Below are 15,089 nucleotides of genomic sequence, written 5' to 3' on the forward strand. Positions count from 1 at the left end.
TCGGTGCCGCCCGCGAGGGCCGCCGAGGCGTCGGTCGGTGTCACCGGCGCGGAGGGCACGGAGTCGTCGGCAGGTGCGGGCACAGAACGGAGCGTATCGACACCGGCGCCGATCACGAACGTCGCCGCGGCATCGGCCCTGCTACCCAGGGTGCCCTTGCTGGAACCTCACCGGTAATTCGGTCACACTGGTGTTGTGAAAACGACTACCGAACGTTCCGGCGAGCGCGTCAGCGCCCGCGCCGACGTCGCGTCGGTCAATGTCACCCCGGCTTCGGGATCTGGTCCAGCAACGTCGGGCTCGGCAACGTCGGGCTCGGCAACGTCGGAGGGTCGCACGCGGTCGTCCGTCGTGACGCTCCTGCTCGAGGAGGGTCCGATCAGCGCCACCCAGGTCGGGTCCCGTCTGGGCATCAGCGCCGCCGGCGTGCGGCGCCACCTCGATGCTCTCATCGACGCGGGCGACGCGCGCGTCACGATGACCTCGCGTCCCGGTGCACGTACCCGCGGTCGCCCCGCGAAGCTGTTCTCCCTGACCGCGCACGGACGCTCTCGACTCGGCCACTCGTACGACGATCTCGCGGGTGCGGCCATGCGGCACCTACGGGAGATCGGCGGCGACGACGCGGTGCGCACGTTCGCCCGCCGACGCATCCAGTCCATCGTGGGCGACGTCGAGCCTGCCGACACGTCCTCGCAGCAGTCCGTCTCCGAGACGGCCGACTCCATCGCCGAGGCGCTGACCGAGTCCGGCTTCGCCGCCTCCACCCGCCCGGTCGGCAACGGGGTGCAGATCTGCCAGCACCACTGCCCGGTCTCGCACGTCGCGGCCGAGTTCCCCGAGCTGTGCACCGCCGAGCGCGAAGCGTTCGCCGATCTGCTCGGAACGCACGTGCAGCGCCTCGCCACCATCGCCAACGGCGACTGCGCGTGCACCACCCATGTGCCCCTTCGCACACTCTCGACTCCCGAATCAGGCAATACCGACGACGATGTCGGCGTTGCACCGAGTGATGCTGCCGACAGCGGCACGGTCCACCACGACCGCACAGCTCTCGATTCGGCCCGTACCACCAGCTCCAGCCCGAACAGCCCGCTCGATCGTCTCCGGAAGGAGCCCGCATGACCGTCACACCAGACCAGGTGACCCCCACGGTGCCCGCGACACTCACGCAGGACGAGACCATCGCGTCTCTCGGGACCTACGGATACGGCTGGTCCGACTCCGACGTCGCCGGTGCGAGCGCCAAGCGCGGCATCAGCGACGCCGTCGTCCGCGACATCTCCGACAAGAAGAGCGAGCCCGAGTGGATGCTCGAGGCACGCCTCAAGGCGTTGCGCACGTTCGAGCGCAAGCCCATGCCGAACTGGGGCTCGAACCTCGACGGCATCGACTTCGACAACATCAAGTACTTCGTGCGGTCCAGCGAGAAGCAGGCCGCCACGTGGGACGATCTGCCCGCCGACATCAAGAACACGTACGACCGCCTCGGCATCCCGGAGGCGGAGAAGCAGCGCCTCGTGTCGGGTGTCGCCGCTCAGTACGAGTCCGAGGTCGTCTATCACTCGATCCGCGAGGATCTCGAGGAGCAGGGCGTCATCTTCCTGGACACCGACTCGGGTCTGCGTGAGCACCCGGAGCTGTTCCAGGAGTACTTCGGCTCGGTGATCCCGGCCGGTGACAACAAGTTCTCCGCGCTGAACACCGCGGTGTGGTCCGGTGGGTCCTTCATCTACGTGCCGCCGGGCGTCCATGTCGACATCCCGCTGCAGGCCTACTTCCGCATCAACACCGAGAACATGGGTCAGTTCGAGCGGACGCTCATCATCGTCGACGAGGGTGCGTACGTGCACTACGTCGAGGGCTGCACCGCCCCGATCTACAAGTCCGACTCGCTGCACTCGGCGGTCGTCGAGATCATCGTGAAGAAGGGTGGTCGGTGCCGCTACACCACCATCCAGAACTGGTCGAACAACGTCTACAACCTCGTCACCAAGCGCGCGAAGGCCGAGGCCGGCGCGACGATGGAGTGGATCGACGGCAACATCGGCTCGAAGGTCACGATGAAGTACCCGGCCGTGTGGATGACCGGTGAGCACGCCAAGGGCGAGGTTCTGTCGGTGGCGTTCGCCGGCGAGGGCCAGCACCAGGACACCGGCTCGAAGATGCTCCACCTCGCGCCGAACACGTCGTCCAACATCGTGAGCAAGTCCGTCGCTCGCGGCGGCGGCCGGGCGTCGTACCGCGGCCTGATCCAGATCAACAAGGGCGCGCACGGGTCGAAGTCGACCGTCAAGTGCGACGCACTCCTGGTCGATCAGATCAGCCGCAGCGACACCTACCCGTACGTCGACATCCGTGAGGACGACGTGACGATGGGCCACGAGGCCACCGTCTCCAAGGTCAGCGACGATCAGCTGTTCTACCTGATGAGCCGCGGCATGACCGAGGACGAGGCGATGGCCATGGTGGTGCGCGGCTTCGTCGAGCCCATCGCGAAGGAACTCCCGATGGAGTACGCCCTCGAGCTCAACCGTCTGATCGAGCTGCAGATGGAGGGATCGGTCGGATGACCCTGCCCCACACCGACACCGGGGTGAAGGCTGCCGTCACCGGCGAGAACCCCGCCACCGAGAACAAGCGCGCGATCGTCGCGAACAAGGGCGCGCAGTTCTCGTCCTACGACGTCGCCGCGTTCGAGGTGCCGTCCGGCCGCGACGAGATCTGGCGCTTCACACCGCTGCGGCGCCTGCGCGGTCTCCACGACGGCACCGCCGTGGCCACGGGCTCCGCGACCGTGACGGTCACCGACGCGCCCGACTCCGTGCGCGTCGAGACCGTCGGTCGTGACGACGCGCGGCTCGGCACCGCGGGTGCGCCGGCCGATCGGGTCGCTGCCCAGGCGTACTCGTCCTTCGACTCGGCCACCGTCGTCACGGTGGCCTCCGAGGCAGAGCTCGCGGATCCGCTGATCGTGACGGTCGACGGTCCGGGAGCGGACGTCGTCGCCTACGGCCACGTCCAGATCCGCGTCGAGGCGTTCGCCAAGGCGACCGTCGTGCTCGAGCAGCGCGGCAGCGGAACCTACGCCGAGAATGTCGAGTTCGTCGTCGCGGACAGCGCACACCTCACGGTCGTCGCGCTGCAGGAGTGGGACGACGACGCGGTGCACGTCGCGTCGCATCACGCGAAGGTGGGCCGCGACAGCGTCCTGCGTTACGTGTCGGTCAGCCTCGGCGGCGACCTGGTGCGCCTGACCCCGACGGTGAACTTCACCGGTCCGGGTGGCGACGCCGAGCTCCTGGGCCTGTACTTCGCGGACGACGGTCAGCATCTCGAGCAGCGCCTGCTGGTCAACCACACCGCGCCGCACTGCAAGTCCAACGTGGTCTACAAGGGCGCCCTGCAGGGCGACCCGGCGTCGAAGAAGCCCGACACCCACACCGTGTGGGTCGGCGACGTCGTCATCGGTGCGAAGGCGGAGGGCACGGACACGTTCGAGCTCAACCGCAACCTGATTCTCACCGACGGCGCGCGCGCGGACTCCGTCCCGAACCTCGAGATCGAGACCGGCGAGATCGTCGGGGCCGGTCACGCGAGTGCCACGGGTCGCTTCGACGACGAGCAGCTGTTCTACCTCCGTGCTCGCGGCATCCCTGAGGACCAGGCACGCAAGCTCGTCGTGCGCGGTTTCTTCCACGACATCATCGCGAAGATCCCGGTCGCGTCCATCCGTGAGCGTCTCTCCGACGCGGTCGAGGCGGAACTCGCCATCACCGGCGTCTGACCCCTCGCGCGACCACCTTCTCCCGATTCACAGACAGGCAAGGAACATCATGTCCACTCTCGAAATCCGCGATCTGCACGTCGACGTCGCGAACACCGACGACGCCGCGCAGCCGATCGAGATCCTGAAGGGCGTCGATCTGACGGTCTCGTCGGGCGAGACGCACGCCATCATGGGCCCCAACGGCTCGGGCAAGTCGACGCTCTCCTACGCGATCGCCGGTCATCCCAAGTACCGCGTCACCTCGGGCACCATCCTGCTCGACGGTGAGGACGTGCAGGAGATGTCCGTGGACGAGCGTGCTCGCGCCGGCCTGTTCCTCGCGATGCAGTACCCCGTCGAGGTTCCCGGTGTCTCCATGTCCAACTTCCTCCGCACCGCGGCCACCGCCGTGCGCGGCGAGGCCCCGAAGCTGCGGCACTGGGTGAAGGAGGCCAAGGAGGCGATGACCGAGCTCGACATCGATCCGGCCTTCGCCGAGCGCAGCGTCAACGAAGGCTTCTCCGGCGGCGAGAAGAAGCGCCACGAGATCCTGCAGCTGGGTCTGCTCAAGCCGAAGATCGCCATCCTCGACGAGACCGACTCGGGCCTCGACGTCGACGCCCTGCGGGTCGTGTCGGAGGGTGTCAACCGCTACAAGGAGCGGGAGAACGGCGGCATTCTCCTGATCACGCACTACACCCGCATCTTGCGCTACATCACGCCCGATCACGTACACGTGTTCTCCGCGGGCCGCATCGTCGAGTCCGGTGGACCCGAGCTGGCCGACGAGCTCGAGGCCAACGGATACGAGCGCTTCACGAAGACCACCGCGGGCGCATGACGGCCGTCGCGTCGGTCGGCACCCTGGACGTCGCGAGGCTTCGGGAGGACTTCCCGATCCTCGGTCGTACCGTGCGCGACGACAAGCCTCTCGTGTACCTCGACTCCGGCGCGACGTCTCAACGTCCGGTGCAGGTGCTCGATGCCGAGCGGCACTTCCTCACCACCTGCAACGCCGCCGTGCACCGCGGGGCCCACCAGCTGGCCGAGGAGGCCACGGACGCCTACGAGGGTGCCCGCGCGGGCATCGCGGCCTTCGTGGGTGCCCGCGCGGACGAGATCGTGTTCACCAAGAACGCCACCGAGTCGCTGAACCTCGTGACGCACGTCCTCGGCGACGACCGCTTCGCGCGGTCACTGCGTCCCGGTGACGAGATCGTCATCACCGAGCTCGAACACCACGCGAATCTGGTTCCGTGGCAGGAGCTCTCACGTCGCACCGGTGCGACGCTCCGGTGGTACGGGGTCACCGACGACGGCCGGATCGACCTCGACTCGCTCGAGCTCACCGACCGCACGCGCGTGGTCGCGTTCACCCACCAGTCCAACGTGACGGGCGCGGTGGCTCCCACCGAGGAACTCGTCCGTCGTGCACGGGCGGTCGACGCACTGGTCGTCCTCGACGCCTGCCAGTCGGTGCCGCACATGCCGGTGGACGTCTCCGCGCTCGACGTCGACTTCGCGGCGTTCTCCGGGCACAAGATGCTCGGACCGTCCGGGGTCGGTGTCCTGTACGGCAAGGCTGCGCTCCTGGCCGACATGCCTCCCTTCATCACCGGCGGGTCGATGATCGAGACCGTGACGATGGAACAGACCACCTACGCACCGCCCCCGCAGCGGTTCGAGGCCGGTGTGCCCATGACGTCGCAGGTCGTCGGTCTGGGTGCGGCCGTGGAGTACCTGAACGCGCTGGGGATGGACGCCGTCGCCGCGCACGAACAGACGCTCACTGCTGCCGCACTGTCGGAACTCGCCACCATCGACGGGCTCCGCATCATCGGGCCCACGGTCACGCAGGATCGCGGGGGAGCCGTGTCGTTCGTCGTCGACGGCATCCATGCGCACGATCTGGGGCAGATCCTCGACGACGAGGGCGTCGCCATCCGCGTCGGGCATCACTGCGCGTGGCCGCTGCACCGTCGTTTCGGCGTGGCCGCGACGGCCCGTGCCTCGTTCGCCGTCTACAACACGGTGGAGGAAGTGCACGCGCTGCGCGACGCGATCCGCACGGCACAGACGTTCTTCGGCGTCGGCGGTGCCGCGTGAGAATGGAACAGATGTACCAGGAAGTGATCCTCGATCACTACAAGCACCCGCACGGTCGTGGGCTCCGCGAGCCGTTCGGCGCCGAGGTGCACCACGTCAACCCCACGTGCGGTGACGAGGTCACGTTGCGCGTGAACGTCGCCGACGGTGTCGTGGCCGACGTGTCCTACGACGGGCAGGGGTGCTCCATCAGTCAGGCGGCCACCTCGGTCCTGACCGACCAGGTCGTCGGACTCTCCGTCGAGGACGCGCTTCTCACGGTGGACGCCTTCTCGGCGATGGTCGGCAGCCGCGGCACCGTCGAGGGGGACGAGGACGTCATCGGCGACGGCATCGCCTTCGCGGGTGTGGCGAAGTACCCGGCACGCGTGAAGTGCGCGCTGCTCGGATGGATGGCATTCAAGGACGCCGTTGTTCGTACTGTGGAGACGCAGGACGAGCACGCGAACAGTGGAGGACGATCATGACCGATACCGACAACGGCGCAGTGGCGCCCGATTCCGTCATCGAAGACCTCGAGGAGGCCATGCGTGACGTCGTCGACCCCGAGCTCGGCATCAACGTCGTCGACCTCGGACTGGTCTACGGAATCACCATCGACGACGAGGCCGTGGTCACCCTCGACATGACGCTGACGTCCGCGGCGTGCCCGTTGACCGACGTCATCGAGGACCAGAGCCGCACCGCCCTGGTGCGCAGTGGCTTGGCCGAGGACCTCAAGATCAACTGGGTCTGGATGCCGCCGTGGGGACCGGACAAGATCACCGACGACGGCCGCGAGCAGCTGCGCGCGCTCGGCTTCACCGTCTAGAGCCGGCTCACCCGATTTCACGCGAGAAGATGCGGTACGTCCTGCTCGGGTCCACCGGGTAGGACGAACGCACCGAGTGGAACCAGCCTCCGTCCGCCAGCACGGGGGCTGCTTCCACGGAGGCGTATCCGCCGTCGTGGATGCGCTGGAACAGTTCGAAGATCAGCAGTGCCGAGGTGCCCTTGTCGGGGCAGCTCGGGTCCACGAACATCATGTCGAGCCGCACGTGCGTGCGGTGTCTGCGTCCGCCGGGCCCCCGCCACCGCGCGATCGTGTGGAGATCGCGCACGATGCCGAACCGTGAGCGCACCGCTCCGAGGGCCGCCTTGTTCACGTCCGGGATCCCCATGACGAAGCCGACGACCTCGCCGTCGAGTTCGGCGAACAGCACGATCTCGGGATCGAGGATCGGACGCATGGTCGCCACGAGCGCATCGAGTTCGTCGGGTTCCACGGGCGTGAATCCCCAGAACGACGCGAATGCGGTGTTGTAGAGCACGCGCAGCTTGGCCACGTCCTCGTCGAACGTCGCCGGATTCATCGGCCGGACGACGACGGACGATCGCGCCTTCCACCTCTGGCCCATCGCGTACTTGCGTGCGAACGGCGGCGACTGGACGAGCGTGTGCGGGTCGTCGTGATAGAAGCTGTGGAACTCCTTGATGCTGGTCATACCCCACGACTCGAGGAGATCGGCGTAATACGGGGGATTGTGGGGCATCCCGACCAGCGGCGGAATGTCGTTGCCGTGCACCAGCACTCCCGCGCTCCACAGCAATGACGGGCTCATCGGACCCACCACGGTGCTCAGCGACCGCCCCCGAGCCCAGGCGGCCACGGCGTCGAGCAGAGCGTGCGCGGCCTCCCGGTCGTCGAGGCACTCGAAGTAGCCGAAGTACGCGGTCTGCTCCTCGTAGTGCGAGATGAAGACCAGGTCGGCGATGGCCGCGATCCGCCCCACGAGCCGCCGACCGCGATACGCGAGGAACGCCTGACTCGTCATCCGGCTCTGCGTCTCCTCAGAGGGCCGACGCAGCATCGAGCCCACGTCCGCGATGTCGCCGGGGATCCAGTTCGGGTCGTTCCGATAGACCGCGAACGGGACCTTCGCGAAGGCCGACCAGTCGCGACGGGTGCGTACCGCTGTGATGGTCACGGCCGCGGTCGTGACCGGCCGACCGACCGTACGTGAGGTCATGAGAGGGCCTCCTCGAGGTCGTCCTGCATCGTGCTCCGGGTCGTCGGTGCCGGCCGCACGACGGACCGGGCGAGCACCGACTCACCGGCCCACACGTACTGCCCCGGCCGTACCAGGACGTCGCCGTCGAGCAGAGCGTCGGGAAGGAACACGTCGCACTGTGACCCGAAGCGGATCAGGCCGTACTGCTCGCCGCGAGCGAGATTCTCACCGACCTCGACGTGGGCGACGATCCGGTCCACCCACAGATCGGCGATCTGCGTGACGAAGACGGTGGGACCGTCGGCGTGCCGGACACCGATGGTGAGCCGCTCGTTGGTCAGGAGGTACTCGCACCCCTCGTCGTAGGGCGTGCGGTGCAGGAACAGGTTCGCCGTCATGCGAGCCATCGACCTGTTGAACGGCGCCGCGCCGCGGTGTTCACGCACCACCACCGCCCCCTCGATCGGTGCGCGATTGCGGTGGACCGAGTGCTCGGTCATGTAGGTGCCGACGAGCCACCCGCTGGCGTCGGAGTCGATCCCGGCGTACTCGGACAGCCGGATGGTGCGCCGCTTCTTCACGGCGACCGGCATCTGGCCCGACTCGACACGCTTGACGTAGGTGATGTAGCCGTCGGCCGCCGACACGATGGACGACGGGTCCGGGGGCACCGACCGCTCGGGATCACGGAGAAAGGCGGCGCTGCGCCAGTACGAGTACCCGCCGACGAGCGCGGCGAGAGCCACGGTTCCGGCGGTGGTGGCTGCTCTGGTCACGACGGCTCCACCACCGTCTCCTTACCGTGGTCGATGCGCTCGACCAGTGCGATGAACGCGTCGTAGAGATGGGTGCGCAGCACGGCGTCGATCGCGACGGCGAGCACTCCGAGGGTCGCGCAGGCGACGTAGTAGACGAGCCCGAGGGTGAAGTTCACGAAATCGCCGAGGAACACCCGGACCCGGTACCTCGCGCCGGTTTCCAGGAACATCGGTTGCGGCGGGACGCGACTCATCGTGCACGACCGAGGACGTCGCGTGTCTGTGCGCTTCTGCTCACGCGGTGACCAGTCGGGGTCGGCGCGCCGTCGCGTCGCGGAACTGGATGACCGACAGGTACAGCGCGAAGAGCGCATCGTGATCCCACGAGGATCCGTCGAAGGACGACGGCATGAGCGACGGTGCGTTGGAACGGCGGATGAGGTCGTTGACGTCGGACCCGAGCAGGGACGCCGTCTTCTCCGCCGGGATCTTGCTGTCGACGATCGCCTTGAACTCCGCCCACGGCACGAGGTCCAGGCCGAGAGCCGATGCCAGGACGGCGTTGCTGTAGGGCACCGGATTGGACGGCACGAGGTGGGGGAGCGTGCCGTCGCCGAGAGCGTTGTCCGCCAGCACGCGCGCGAGCACATCGACGGGCGCGTAGTTCATGCCCGGTCCGTCCCACATCGCACCGACACTGTTCGCCAGCTCGATCGCGCGCCAGAAGCTGTAGACGCGACCCGGGTCCTTGCCGACGGTGGTGCTGCCGAGCACGTAAGGCGACTCGACCAGGGTGACGGAGGCGACGCCGTCCCGTGCGAGCCATCCGAGGAGCTGACCGTTGATCCACTTCATCTGGCAGTAGCCCGAGTACCACCAGGAATCGGGACGCAGGAAGTCCTCCGGGCTGGTGTAGATGAAGGCGCCGATCGACCCCATGTAGGTGAGGTGCTTGCGACGGTCCTCCAGGGTGAACTGGACGACGCGCAGCAGGGAGACGAACCAGTCCTGTCGCAACTCGAGGTAGCTGGAGTCGTAGTCGGTGGAACTCGCCGAGTTGAACACCTGGTCGACGGTGCCGCGGAGCCGCAGGTAGGTGTCCTCGTCCAGACCGAAGTTCGTCCGGGTCGGAACCGCCTCGATGACGACGATCTTCGCGAGATCGATCCCGGTGATCGAGTACTGGGCGACGGTCTCCTCGAAACGCTCGGCGGCGGAGGAGTCGCCGGCGGATCGGACACCGGCGTAGACCGTCGTGATTCCGGGGCGCAGAGACAGTTCCGCGACGAGATGCGCTCCGACGAAGCCGTTGGCACCGAACACCAGCGCGATCTCGTCGGCGGGCGGCGCCATGGGGCGCACCTGCTCGGCGGTGCTCGGATCGACGATCGGTCGCAGCAGCTCGTGGTCGCCGGCGGACAGCGCCGCGACGTCCGCATACTTTCGCGAGAACAACAGCGACGGCGCGTCGCCCGTCAGAGCGACGACCGGACTGACCAGGTGCCCGTCGTTGGCGACGGTGCTGAACGTGTACTCGTCGAACATGTGATCTCCCCCGATGGATGCGGCGCCCGTCGCCGGTGTGACCGGGACGACTCGCTGTGTCTCTCCAGAGAGAGTAAAAGCATCCTTGGGGTGATCAACCACGTTTGGCGTTGTGAGACATACGGTTCCGTGGGCACTTGATTGTGAGGCCCGTGCGGACGCGCACGCCGTGGTCGTGAGACCTCACGCCCCCTTGCGCTGCTGGTCCTCGTCGCCCGACGACGTGCCGCTCCCGGCCTTCTTCGCCGCCGCCTTCTTCGCGGCCGTCTTCTTGGCGGGCGCTTTCTTCGCCGCCGCCTTCTTGGCCGGTGCCTTCTTCGCGGCTGCCTTCTTCGCCGGAGCCTTCGTCGCGGACTCTTCGTTCCCCGACTCGTCCTTCGTCGATGCCGAGTCGGTGTCGCCGCGACGACCACGGCCGGACCGGCCCGCCGCCTCGACGCTGCGTTGGAGTGCCGCGACCAGGTCGACGACCTCGGCGTCCTCTCCCGAGTCGGTGTCCTCCGGTTCGGCGTGCACCACCTTCTCGCCGCCGTTCTCGATCATCTCGTCGAGGACCTTGCGGAGTTCGATCTGGTAGTCGTCGGTGTACTCGGACGGGTCGAAGTCGCCCGACATGCTCTCGACGAGTGCCCCCGCCATCTTCAGTTCGTTGGGGCGGGGCGCGGTGACGTCGTCGAGCGAGGAGAACTCGGCGGCCCGCACCTCGTCGGGCCACAGCAGCGTCTGGATCATCAGCACGTCGTCGTGCACGCGCAGGGCCGCGAGGCGCGTCTTCTGTCGCAGCGTGAAGTGCACCAGTGCGGTGCGATCGGTCGTGGACAAGGTCTCCCGGAGGAGCACGTACGCCTTCGGGGACGTCGAGTCGGGCTCCAGGTAGTAGCTCTTGTCGAACAGGATCGGATCGATCTGGTCGGTCGGCACGAACTCGAGAACCGGGATCTCGTGCTTCTCGGCGGCGGGCAGCGACGAGAAGTCCTGATCGGTCAGGATCACCCGGTCGCCGTCGGGGGTCTCGTAGGCCTTGTCGATGTCGGCGAACTGCACCGACTCACCGCACACGGAGCACTTCCGGTCGTACTTGATGCGACCGCCGTCCTTGCCGTGGACCTGATGGAACTTGATGTCGTGGTCCTCGGTGGCCGTGTACACCTTGACCGGGACGTTCACCAGGCCGAAGGCGATGGAGCCTTTCCAGATCGATCGCATGTGTCCAATCTTGGGGCACGCCCGGTCACATTTCCACCACCCGTCACGAACGCGTCCCCACCGCTGCGGAGAACACCGCCCGACGGACCGCTCCGAGGATCACGCGGCGGTCGGACGAACCGATCCGCGAGAACAGCGTCAGCATCGCCCGGGACATGCCGGCGACGTCGTCGTCCGACGACAGATAGGCCCGTTGCAGCGTCGACGGCATCTCGAAGAATCGGTCGAAGAACGGCGCGAGGGCATCGGGCGGGAAGGACAGCAGAGCGTCCGCGCCCACCGACCGCAGCCGGGTGACCGCCCGCGATCCCGCCGAGTCGACGCCGCTGCCGTCCAGCACGGCCGACGCGATCACGTCCGCTCGGCGCAGGGAGGCAGCGACGCTGTACCCGGTCGCGGTGTGCAGAGCCGGACTCCGCGTGCCGGTGGTGACGACCCCGCGGGTCGATCGGGTCGGCGGACGCATCGCGAAGCGCACCCGCTCGACGGGCTCGTCGCCGCGCAGAGTCACACCCCGCGCGGCCAGTCGTGCGAGCAGCCGACGCGCGAGCTCGGGTGAGGTGAGGCCGGGCCGGCCGACCAGGCAGGTCTCCTCGAGCAGGACCGCGCCGCCGCCCAGCGGCACGACGTACAGGAAGGACGGCACCGCGTCCGCGTCGGCACCGTTGTCCCGCCGCCAGTCCATGATCACCGCGGACTCGCCGCCGCAGGCACGTGCGGCGGTGTCCTCGTCGACCACGACCCCGTGGGCCGTCTGCTCGGGGACTCCGGGGCCCACCGCCGAGCCACGGGCGTCGATCACCGTCCGGCCGGACAGGGTCGTGCCGTTCCGCAGGGTCACCGACGTGGGCGTGACCTCCGCCGCGGACTCCGCGACCACCGACACTCCGTCGAGCGTGAGGCCGCCCTGCAGTCGGCCGGTGTCGAGCACCGAGTACTCACGGTCCACCACGTGTCGGCGTGTGCCGACCACGACGGGGGAGCGGGACGTGGACGCGCGCGTCGACTCCGGCACCCAGTCCGGAATCTCGTCGGTCCACATCCCGTACGTGTTGATCCATCGACGATCCGGACGGGGGTCGACGAGAGTCACCGATGCCCCCGCGGCCGCGCAGCGATGTGCCGCCGCGCGGCCGGACGGGCCGGCGCCGACGACGAGGACGTCGGTCAGAACGTTCCCGTCGCCAGCAGTCCGCCGTCGACGCGCACCGTCTCACCGGTGATCCACGACGCGGCGTCGGACACGAGGAACCCGACGAGCGAGGCCACGTCCTCGGGCGTTCCAAGCCGCTTCATCGGGTAGCCGGCGGCCGCCGCCTCCTCACCATTGGCGACGAGTGCCTCGGCGAACTTGGTCTTGACGACGCCCGGGGCCACCGCGTTCACACGGATCGAGGGTCCGAGCTGCCACGCGAGCTCCTCGGTCAGCCGGATGAGCGCCGCCTTGGACGAGCCGTACGCGGCGATGACTCCGGTGGATCGGATTCCCGCCACGCTGGCGAGGTTCACGACCGAGCCGCCGTGCTCGCCCATCCACGCTCGGTGCGCCTCCTGGATGAAGCCGAGTGTCGCGACGACGTTCACCTCGAAGATCTTGCGGACGCCGGCCAGATCGGCCTCCATCAGCGATCCGTACACCGGATTGATGCCGGTGTTGTTGATCAGAATGTCGAGTGAGCCGAGCTCGGCGACCGTGCGGTCGACCGTCTCGCGGCGGGACTCCTCGTCCCCGGCGTTGCCGGCGATGGCGAGCACGGTGGCCCCCGGTACCGCGGCGCGCAACTCCTCGGCGGTGGCGTCGAGCTGCTCCTTCTTGCGGGCGGTCACCGTCACGGCGGCGCCGCGAGCGAGGAGGTCGGCCGCGATGGCCCGACCGATTCCGCGGCTCGCGCCGGTGACCACGGCGACACGCCCCTGCAGATCCTGTTCCTTCTCCATGCGTCGAACGTTAGCGGAGTCACGTCTGCGTGGACCGTGGGAGCCCGCGGAGGCGTTAAAATGAGGGATTGCTGCGCAGTCGACTTCGCGCTGCGCCCGGTCTGCCACCGGACAACTACGACGATCGAGGAGTTCGCACCGTGATCACCGCCACCGACCTGGAGGTTCGTGCCGGCGTGCGTACTCTTCTGTCCGCTCCCGGGCCCGCCCTGCGCGTACAGGCCGGCGACCGCATCGGCCTCGTGGGCCGCAACGGCGCCGGAAAGACCACCACTCTCCGCATTCTGGCAGGAGAGGGCGAGCCCTACGCCGGCTCGGTCACCCGCACCGGGGACATCGGTTACCTGCCGCAGGACCCCAAGGAGGGCGACCTCGACCTGCTGGCCAAGGACCGCGTCCTGTCCGCCCGCGGACTCGACACCTTGCTCCACGACATGGAGAAGCAGCAGGCGCTCATGGCCGAGGTGGCCGACGAGGATCGCCTCGACAAGGCCGTCCGCCGATACGGCGAGCTCGAGGAGCGTTTCGCCTCGCTCGGCGGATACGTGGCCGAGAGCGAAGCGGCGCGCATCTGCAACAGCCTCGGACTTCCCGACCGTGTCCTGGCGCAGCCCCTGCGCACCCTCTCCGGCGGTCAGCGCCGCCGTGTCGAGCTGGCACGCATCCTGTTCGCGGCGTCCGACGGCAGTGGTGGTCGCTCGGCCACCACGCTGCTGCTCGACGAGCCCACCAACCACCTCGACGCCGATTCCATCACCTGGCTCCGCGGCTTCCTGCAGAGCCACGAGGGTGGGCTCATCGTCATCAGTCACGATGTGGAGCTGCTGAACGACGTCGTGAACCGAGTGTGGTTCCTCGATGCCGTCCGCGGCGAGCCGGACGTCTACAACATGAACTGGAAGAAGTACCTCGACGCGCGCTCGACGGACGAGCAGCGTCGTCGCCGCGAGCGTGCCAACGCGGAGAAGAAGGCCGGCGCTCTGCGCGCGCAGGCCGCCAAGATGGGTGCGAAGGCCACCAAGGCCGTGGCCGCCCAGAACATGGCCAAGCGTGCCGACAAGCTGATGGCGAACCTCGACGAGGAACGCGTGTCCGACCGGGTGGCACACATCCGCTTCCCCGAGCCCGCACCGTGCGGCAAGACGCCGCTCATGGCGTCGAACCTCACCAAGATGTACGGGTCCCTGGAGATCTTCGCGGGTGTGGATCTGGCCATCGACCGCGGTTCCCGCGTCGTGGTGCTCGGCCTCAACGGCGCCGGCAAGACGACGCTGCTCCGCATCCTCGCCGGCACGGAGAAGAGCGACTCGGGCCAGATCGAGCCCGGTCACGGTCTACGCATCGGCTACTTCGCCCAGGAACACGACACCCTCGATGACATGGCGTCGGTCTGGGAGAACGTGCGGCACGCGGCACCGGACACCCCGGAGCAGGAGCTGCGGTCTCTGCTCGGTGCGTTCATGTTCACCGGCCCGCAGCTCGAACAGCCGGCCGGCACTCTCTCCGGCGGTGAGAAGACGCGACTCGCGCTCGCCGGCCTGGTCTCGTCGGCGGCCAACGTGCTGCTGCTCGACGAGCCGACCAACAACCTCGACCCGATCTCGCGTGAGCAGGTCCTCGAGGCGCTGCGGAGCTACAAGGGCGCCGTCGTGCTGGTGACGCACGATCCGGGTGCGGCCGAGGCACTGTCTCCCGAACGAGTGATCCTCCTGCCGGACGGCAACGAGGACCACTGGTCGCAGGACTACCTCGACCTGATCACGCTCGCCTGAGTCG

15 protein-coding genes are annotated in these 15,089 nt (G+C 68.1%); 8 read left to right on the plus strand and 7 right to left on the minus strand.

The features are described from left to right. Window positions 1-195 precede the first annotated feature (195 nt). The 7 genes from BR07_RS24025 to BR07_RS0109805 are packed head-to-tail and all read left to right on the plus strand — an operon-like array spanning window position 196 to window position 6,686. On the plus strand, window positions 196-1,125 hold the full coding sequence (locus BR07_RS24025; protein ID WP_155956981.1) for a helix-turn-helix transcriptional regulator: 930 nt from the start codon (window positions 196-198) through the stop codon (window positions 1,123-1,125). Continuing rightward, window positions 1,122-2,573: a Fe-S cluster assembly protein SufB gene (gene sufB / locus BR07_RS0109780; RefSeq protein WP_027505295.1), complete on the plus strand. Its 1,452-nt coding sequence runs from the start codon at window positions 1,122-1,124 to the stop codon at window positions 2,571-2,573. Before BR07_RS24025 ends, sufB begins: the two co-directional genes overlap by 4 nt. Then, the gene (sufD, locus tag BR07_RS0109785; protein ID WP_027505296.1) at window positions 2,570-3,787 is read left to right on the plus strand and encodes a Fe-S cluster assembly protein SufD; all 1,218 of its coding nucleotides are present in this window, start codon (window positions 2,570-2,572) and stop codon (window positions 3,785-3,787) included. The genes sufB and sufD overlap by 4 nt, the downstream gene beginning before the upstream one ends. A 49-nt stretch (window positions 3,788-3,836) precedes the next feature. Continuing rightward, on the plus strand, window positions 3,837-4,610 hold the full coding sequence (sufC, locus tag BR07_RS0109790; protein ID WP_027505297.1) for a Fe-S cluster assembly ATPase SufC: 774 nt from the start codon (window positions 3,837-3,839) through the stop codon (window positions 4,608-4,610). After that, a complete protein-coding gene (locus BR07_RS0109795; protein ID WP_027505298.1) occupies window positions 4,607-5,875 on the plus strand; it encodes a cysteine desulfurase in 1,269 nt (422 codons plus the stop codon). The genes sufC and BR07_RS0109795 overlap by 4 nt, the downstream gene beginning before the upstream one ends. Continuing rightward, window positions 5,872-6,342, plus strand: coding sequence for a Fe-S cluster assembly sulfur transfer protein SufU (sufU, locus tag BR07_RS0109800; RefSeq protein WP_027505299.1), 471 nt, complete (start codon window positions 5,872-5,874; stop codon window positions 6,340-6,342). Before BR07_RS0109795 ends, sufU begins: the two co-directional genes overlap by 4 nt. After that, complete coding sequence (locus BR07_RS0109805) at window positions 6,339-6,686, plus strand: metal-sulfur cluster assembly factor (protein WP_027505300.1); 348 nt, start codon at window positions 6,339-6,341, stop codon at window positions 6,684-6,686. Before sufU ends, BR07_RS0109805 begins: the two co-directional genes overlap by 4 nt. A 7-nt stretch (window positions 6,687-6,693) precedes the next feature. Here BR07_RS0109805 and BR07_RS0109810 read toward each other — a convergent pair whose 3' ends face one another. The 7 genes from BR07_RS0109810 to BR07_RS0109840 form a co-directional block, all read right to left on the minus strand. After that, window positions 6,694-7,884 (minus strand): GNAT family N-acetyltransferase, encoded by a 1,191-nt coding sequence (locus BR07_RS0109810; protein ID WP_051613225.1) that lies wholly within the window; start codon window positions 7,882-7,884, stop codon window positions 6,694-6,696. After that, on the minus strand, window positions 7,881-8,642 hold the full coding sequence (locus BR07_RS24030) for a phosphatidylserine decarboxylase (protein WP_081821190.1): 762 nt from the start codon (window positions 8,640-8,642) through the stop codon (window positions 7,881-7,883). Before BR07_RS24030 ends, BR07_RS0109810 begins: the two co-directional genes overlap by 4 nt. Further along, window positions 8,639-8,854 carry a hypothetical protein gene (locus BR07_RS0109820; protein ID WP_027505302.1) on the minus strand — a complete coding sequence of 72 codons (216 nt, stop codon included), beginning with the start codon at window positions 8,852-8,854 and terminating at the stop codon, window positions 8,639-8,641. The genes BR07_RS24030 and BR07_RS0109820 overlap by 4 nt, the downstream gene beginning before the upstream one ends. A 64-nt stretch (window positions 8,855-8,918) precedes the next feature. Further along, entirely contained in the window at window positions 8,919-10,169 is a 1,251-nt protein-coding gene (locus BR07_RS24035) for an SDR family oxidoreductase (RefSeq protein ID WP_081821191.1), read from the minus strand. A gap of 183 nt (window positions 10,170-10,352) precedes the next feature. Beyond that, on the minus strand, window positions 10,353-11,375 hold the full coding sequence (ku, locus tag BR07_RS0109830) for a non-homologous end joining protein Ku (RefSeq protein WP_027505303.1): 1,023 nt from the start codon (window positions 11,373-11,375) through the stop codon (window positions 10,353-10,355). A 43-nt stretch (window positions 11,376-11,418) separates the two neighbouring features. After that, complete coding sequence (locus BR07_RS24040; protein ID WP_037185381.1) at window positions 11,419-12,546, minus strand: lycopene cyclase family protein; 1,128 nt, start codon at window positions 12,544-12,546, stop codon at window positions 11,419-11,421. Continuing rightward, on the minus strand, window positions 12,543-13,313 hold the full coding sequence (locus tag BR07_RS0109840) for an SDR family oxidoreductase (RefSeq protein ID WP_027505304.1): 771 nt from the start codon (window positions 13,311-13,313) through the stop codon (window positions 12,543-12,545). The genes BR07_RS24040 and BR07_RS0109840 overlap by 4 nt, the downstream gene beginning before the upstream one ends. Window positions 13,314-13,453: 140 nt before the next feature. Here BR07_RS0109840 and BR07_RS0109845 point away from each other — a divergent pair, with 140 nt between their 5' ends. Then, entirely contained in the window at window positions 13,454-15,085 is a 1,632-nt protein-coding gene (locus BR07_RS0109845) for an ABC-F family ATP-binding cassette domain-containing protein (RefSeq protein WP_027505305.1), read from the plus strand. Window positions 15,086-15,089 lie beyond the last annotated feature (4 nt).

Source organism: Rhodococcus sp. UNC23MFCrub1.1 (genome assembly GCF_000686025.1).
GTDB lineage: Bacteria > Actinomycetota > Actinomycetes > Mycobacteriales > Mycobacteriaceae > Rhodococcoides.

What these genes read in the sequence shown, in the direction of transcription:
- ku (WP_027505303.1), bottom strand. Translation starts at nt 11,375, where the DNA reads ATGCGATCGATCTGGAAAGGCTCCATCGCCTTCGGCCTGGTGAACGTC.
- BR07_RS0109820 (WP_027505302.1), bottom strand. Translation starts at nt 8,854, where the DNA reads ATGTTCCTGGAAACCGGCGCGAGGTACCGGGTCCGGGTGTTCCTCGGC.
- BR07_RS0109810 (WP_051613225.1), bottom strand. Translation starts at nt 7,884, where the DNA reads ATGACCTCACGTACGGTCGGTCGGCCGGTCACGACCGCGGCCGTGACC.
- sufD (WP_027505296.1), top strand. Translation starts at nt 2,570, where the DNA reads ATGACCCTGCCCCACACCGACACCGGGGTGAAGGCTGCCGTCACCGGC.
- BR07_RS0109840 (WP_027505304.1), bottom strand. Translation starts at nt 13,313, where the DNA reads ATGGAGAAGGAACAGGATCTGCAGGGGCGTGTCGCCGTGGTCACCGGC.
- sufC (WP_027505297.1), top strand. Translation starts at nt 3,837, where the DNA reads ATGTCCACTCTCGAAATCCGCGATCTGCACGTCGACGTCGCGAACACC.
- BR07_RS24035 (WP_081821191.1), bottom strand. Translation starts at nt 10,169, where the DNA reads ATGTTCGACGAGTACACGTTCAGCACCGTCGCCAACGACGGGCACCTG.
- BR07_RS0109795 (WP_027505298.1), top strand. Translation starts at nt 4,607, where the DNA reads ATGACGGCCGTCGCGTCGGTCGGCACCCTGGACGTCGCGAGGCTTCGG.
- BR07_RS0109805 (WP_027505300.1), top strand. Translation starts at nt 6,339, where the DNA reads ATGACCGATACCGACAACGGCGCAGTGGCGCCCGATTCCGTCATCGAA.
- sufB (WP_027505295.1), top strand. Translation starts at nt 1,122, where the DNA reads ATGACCGTCACACCAGACCAGGTGACCCCCACGGTGCCCGCGACACTC.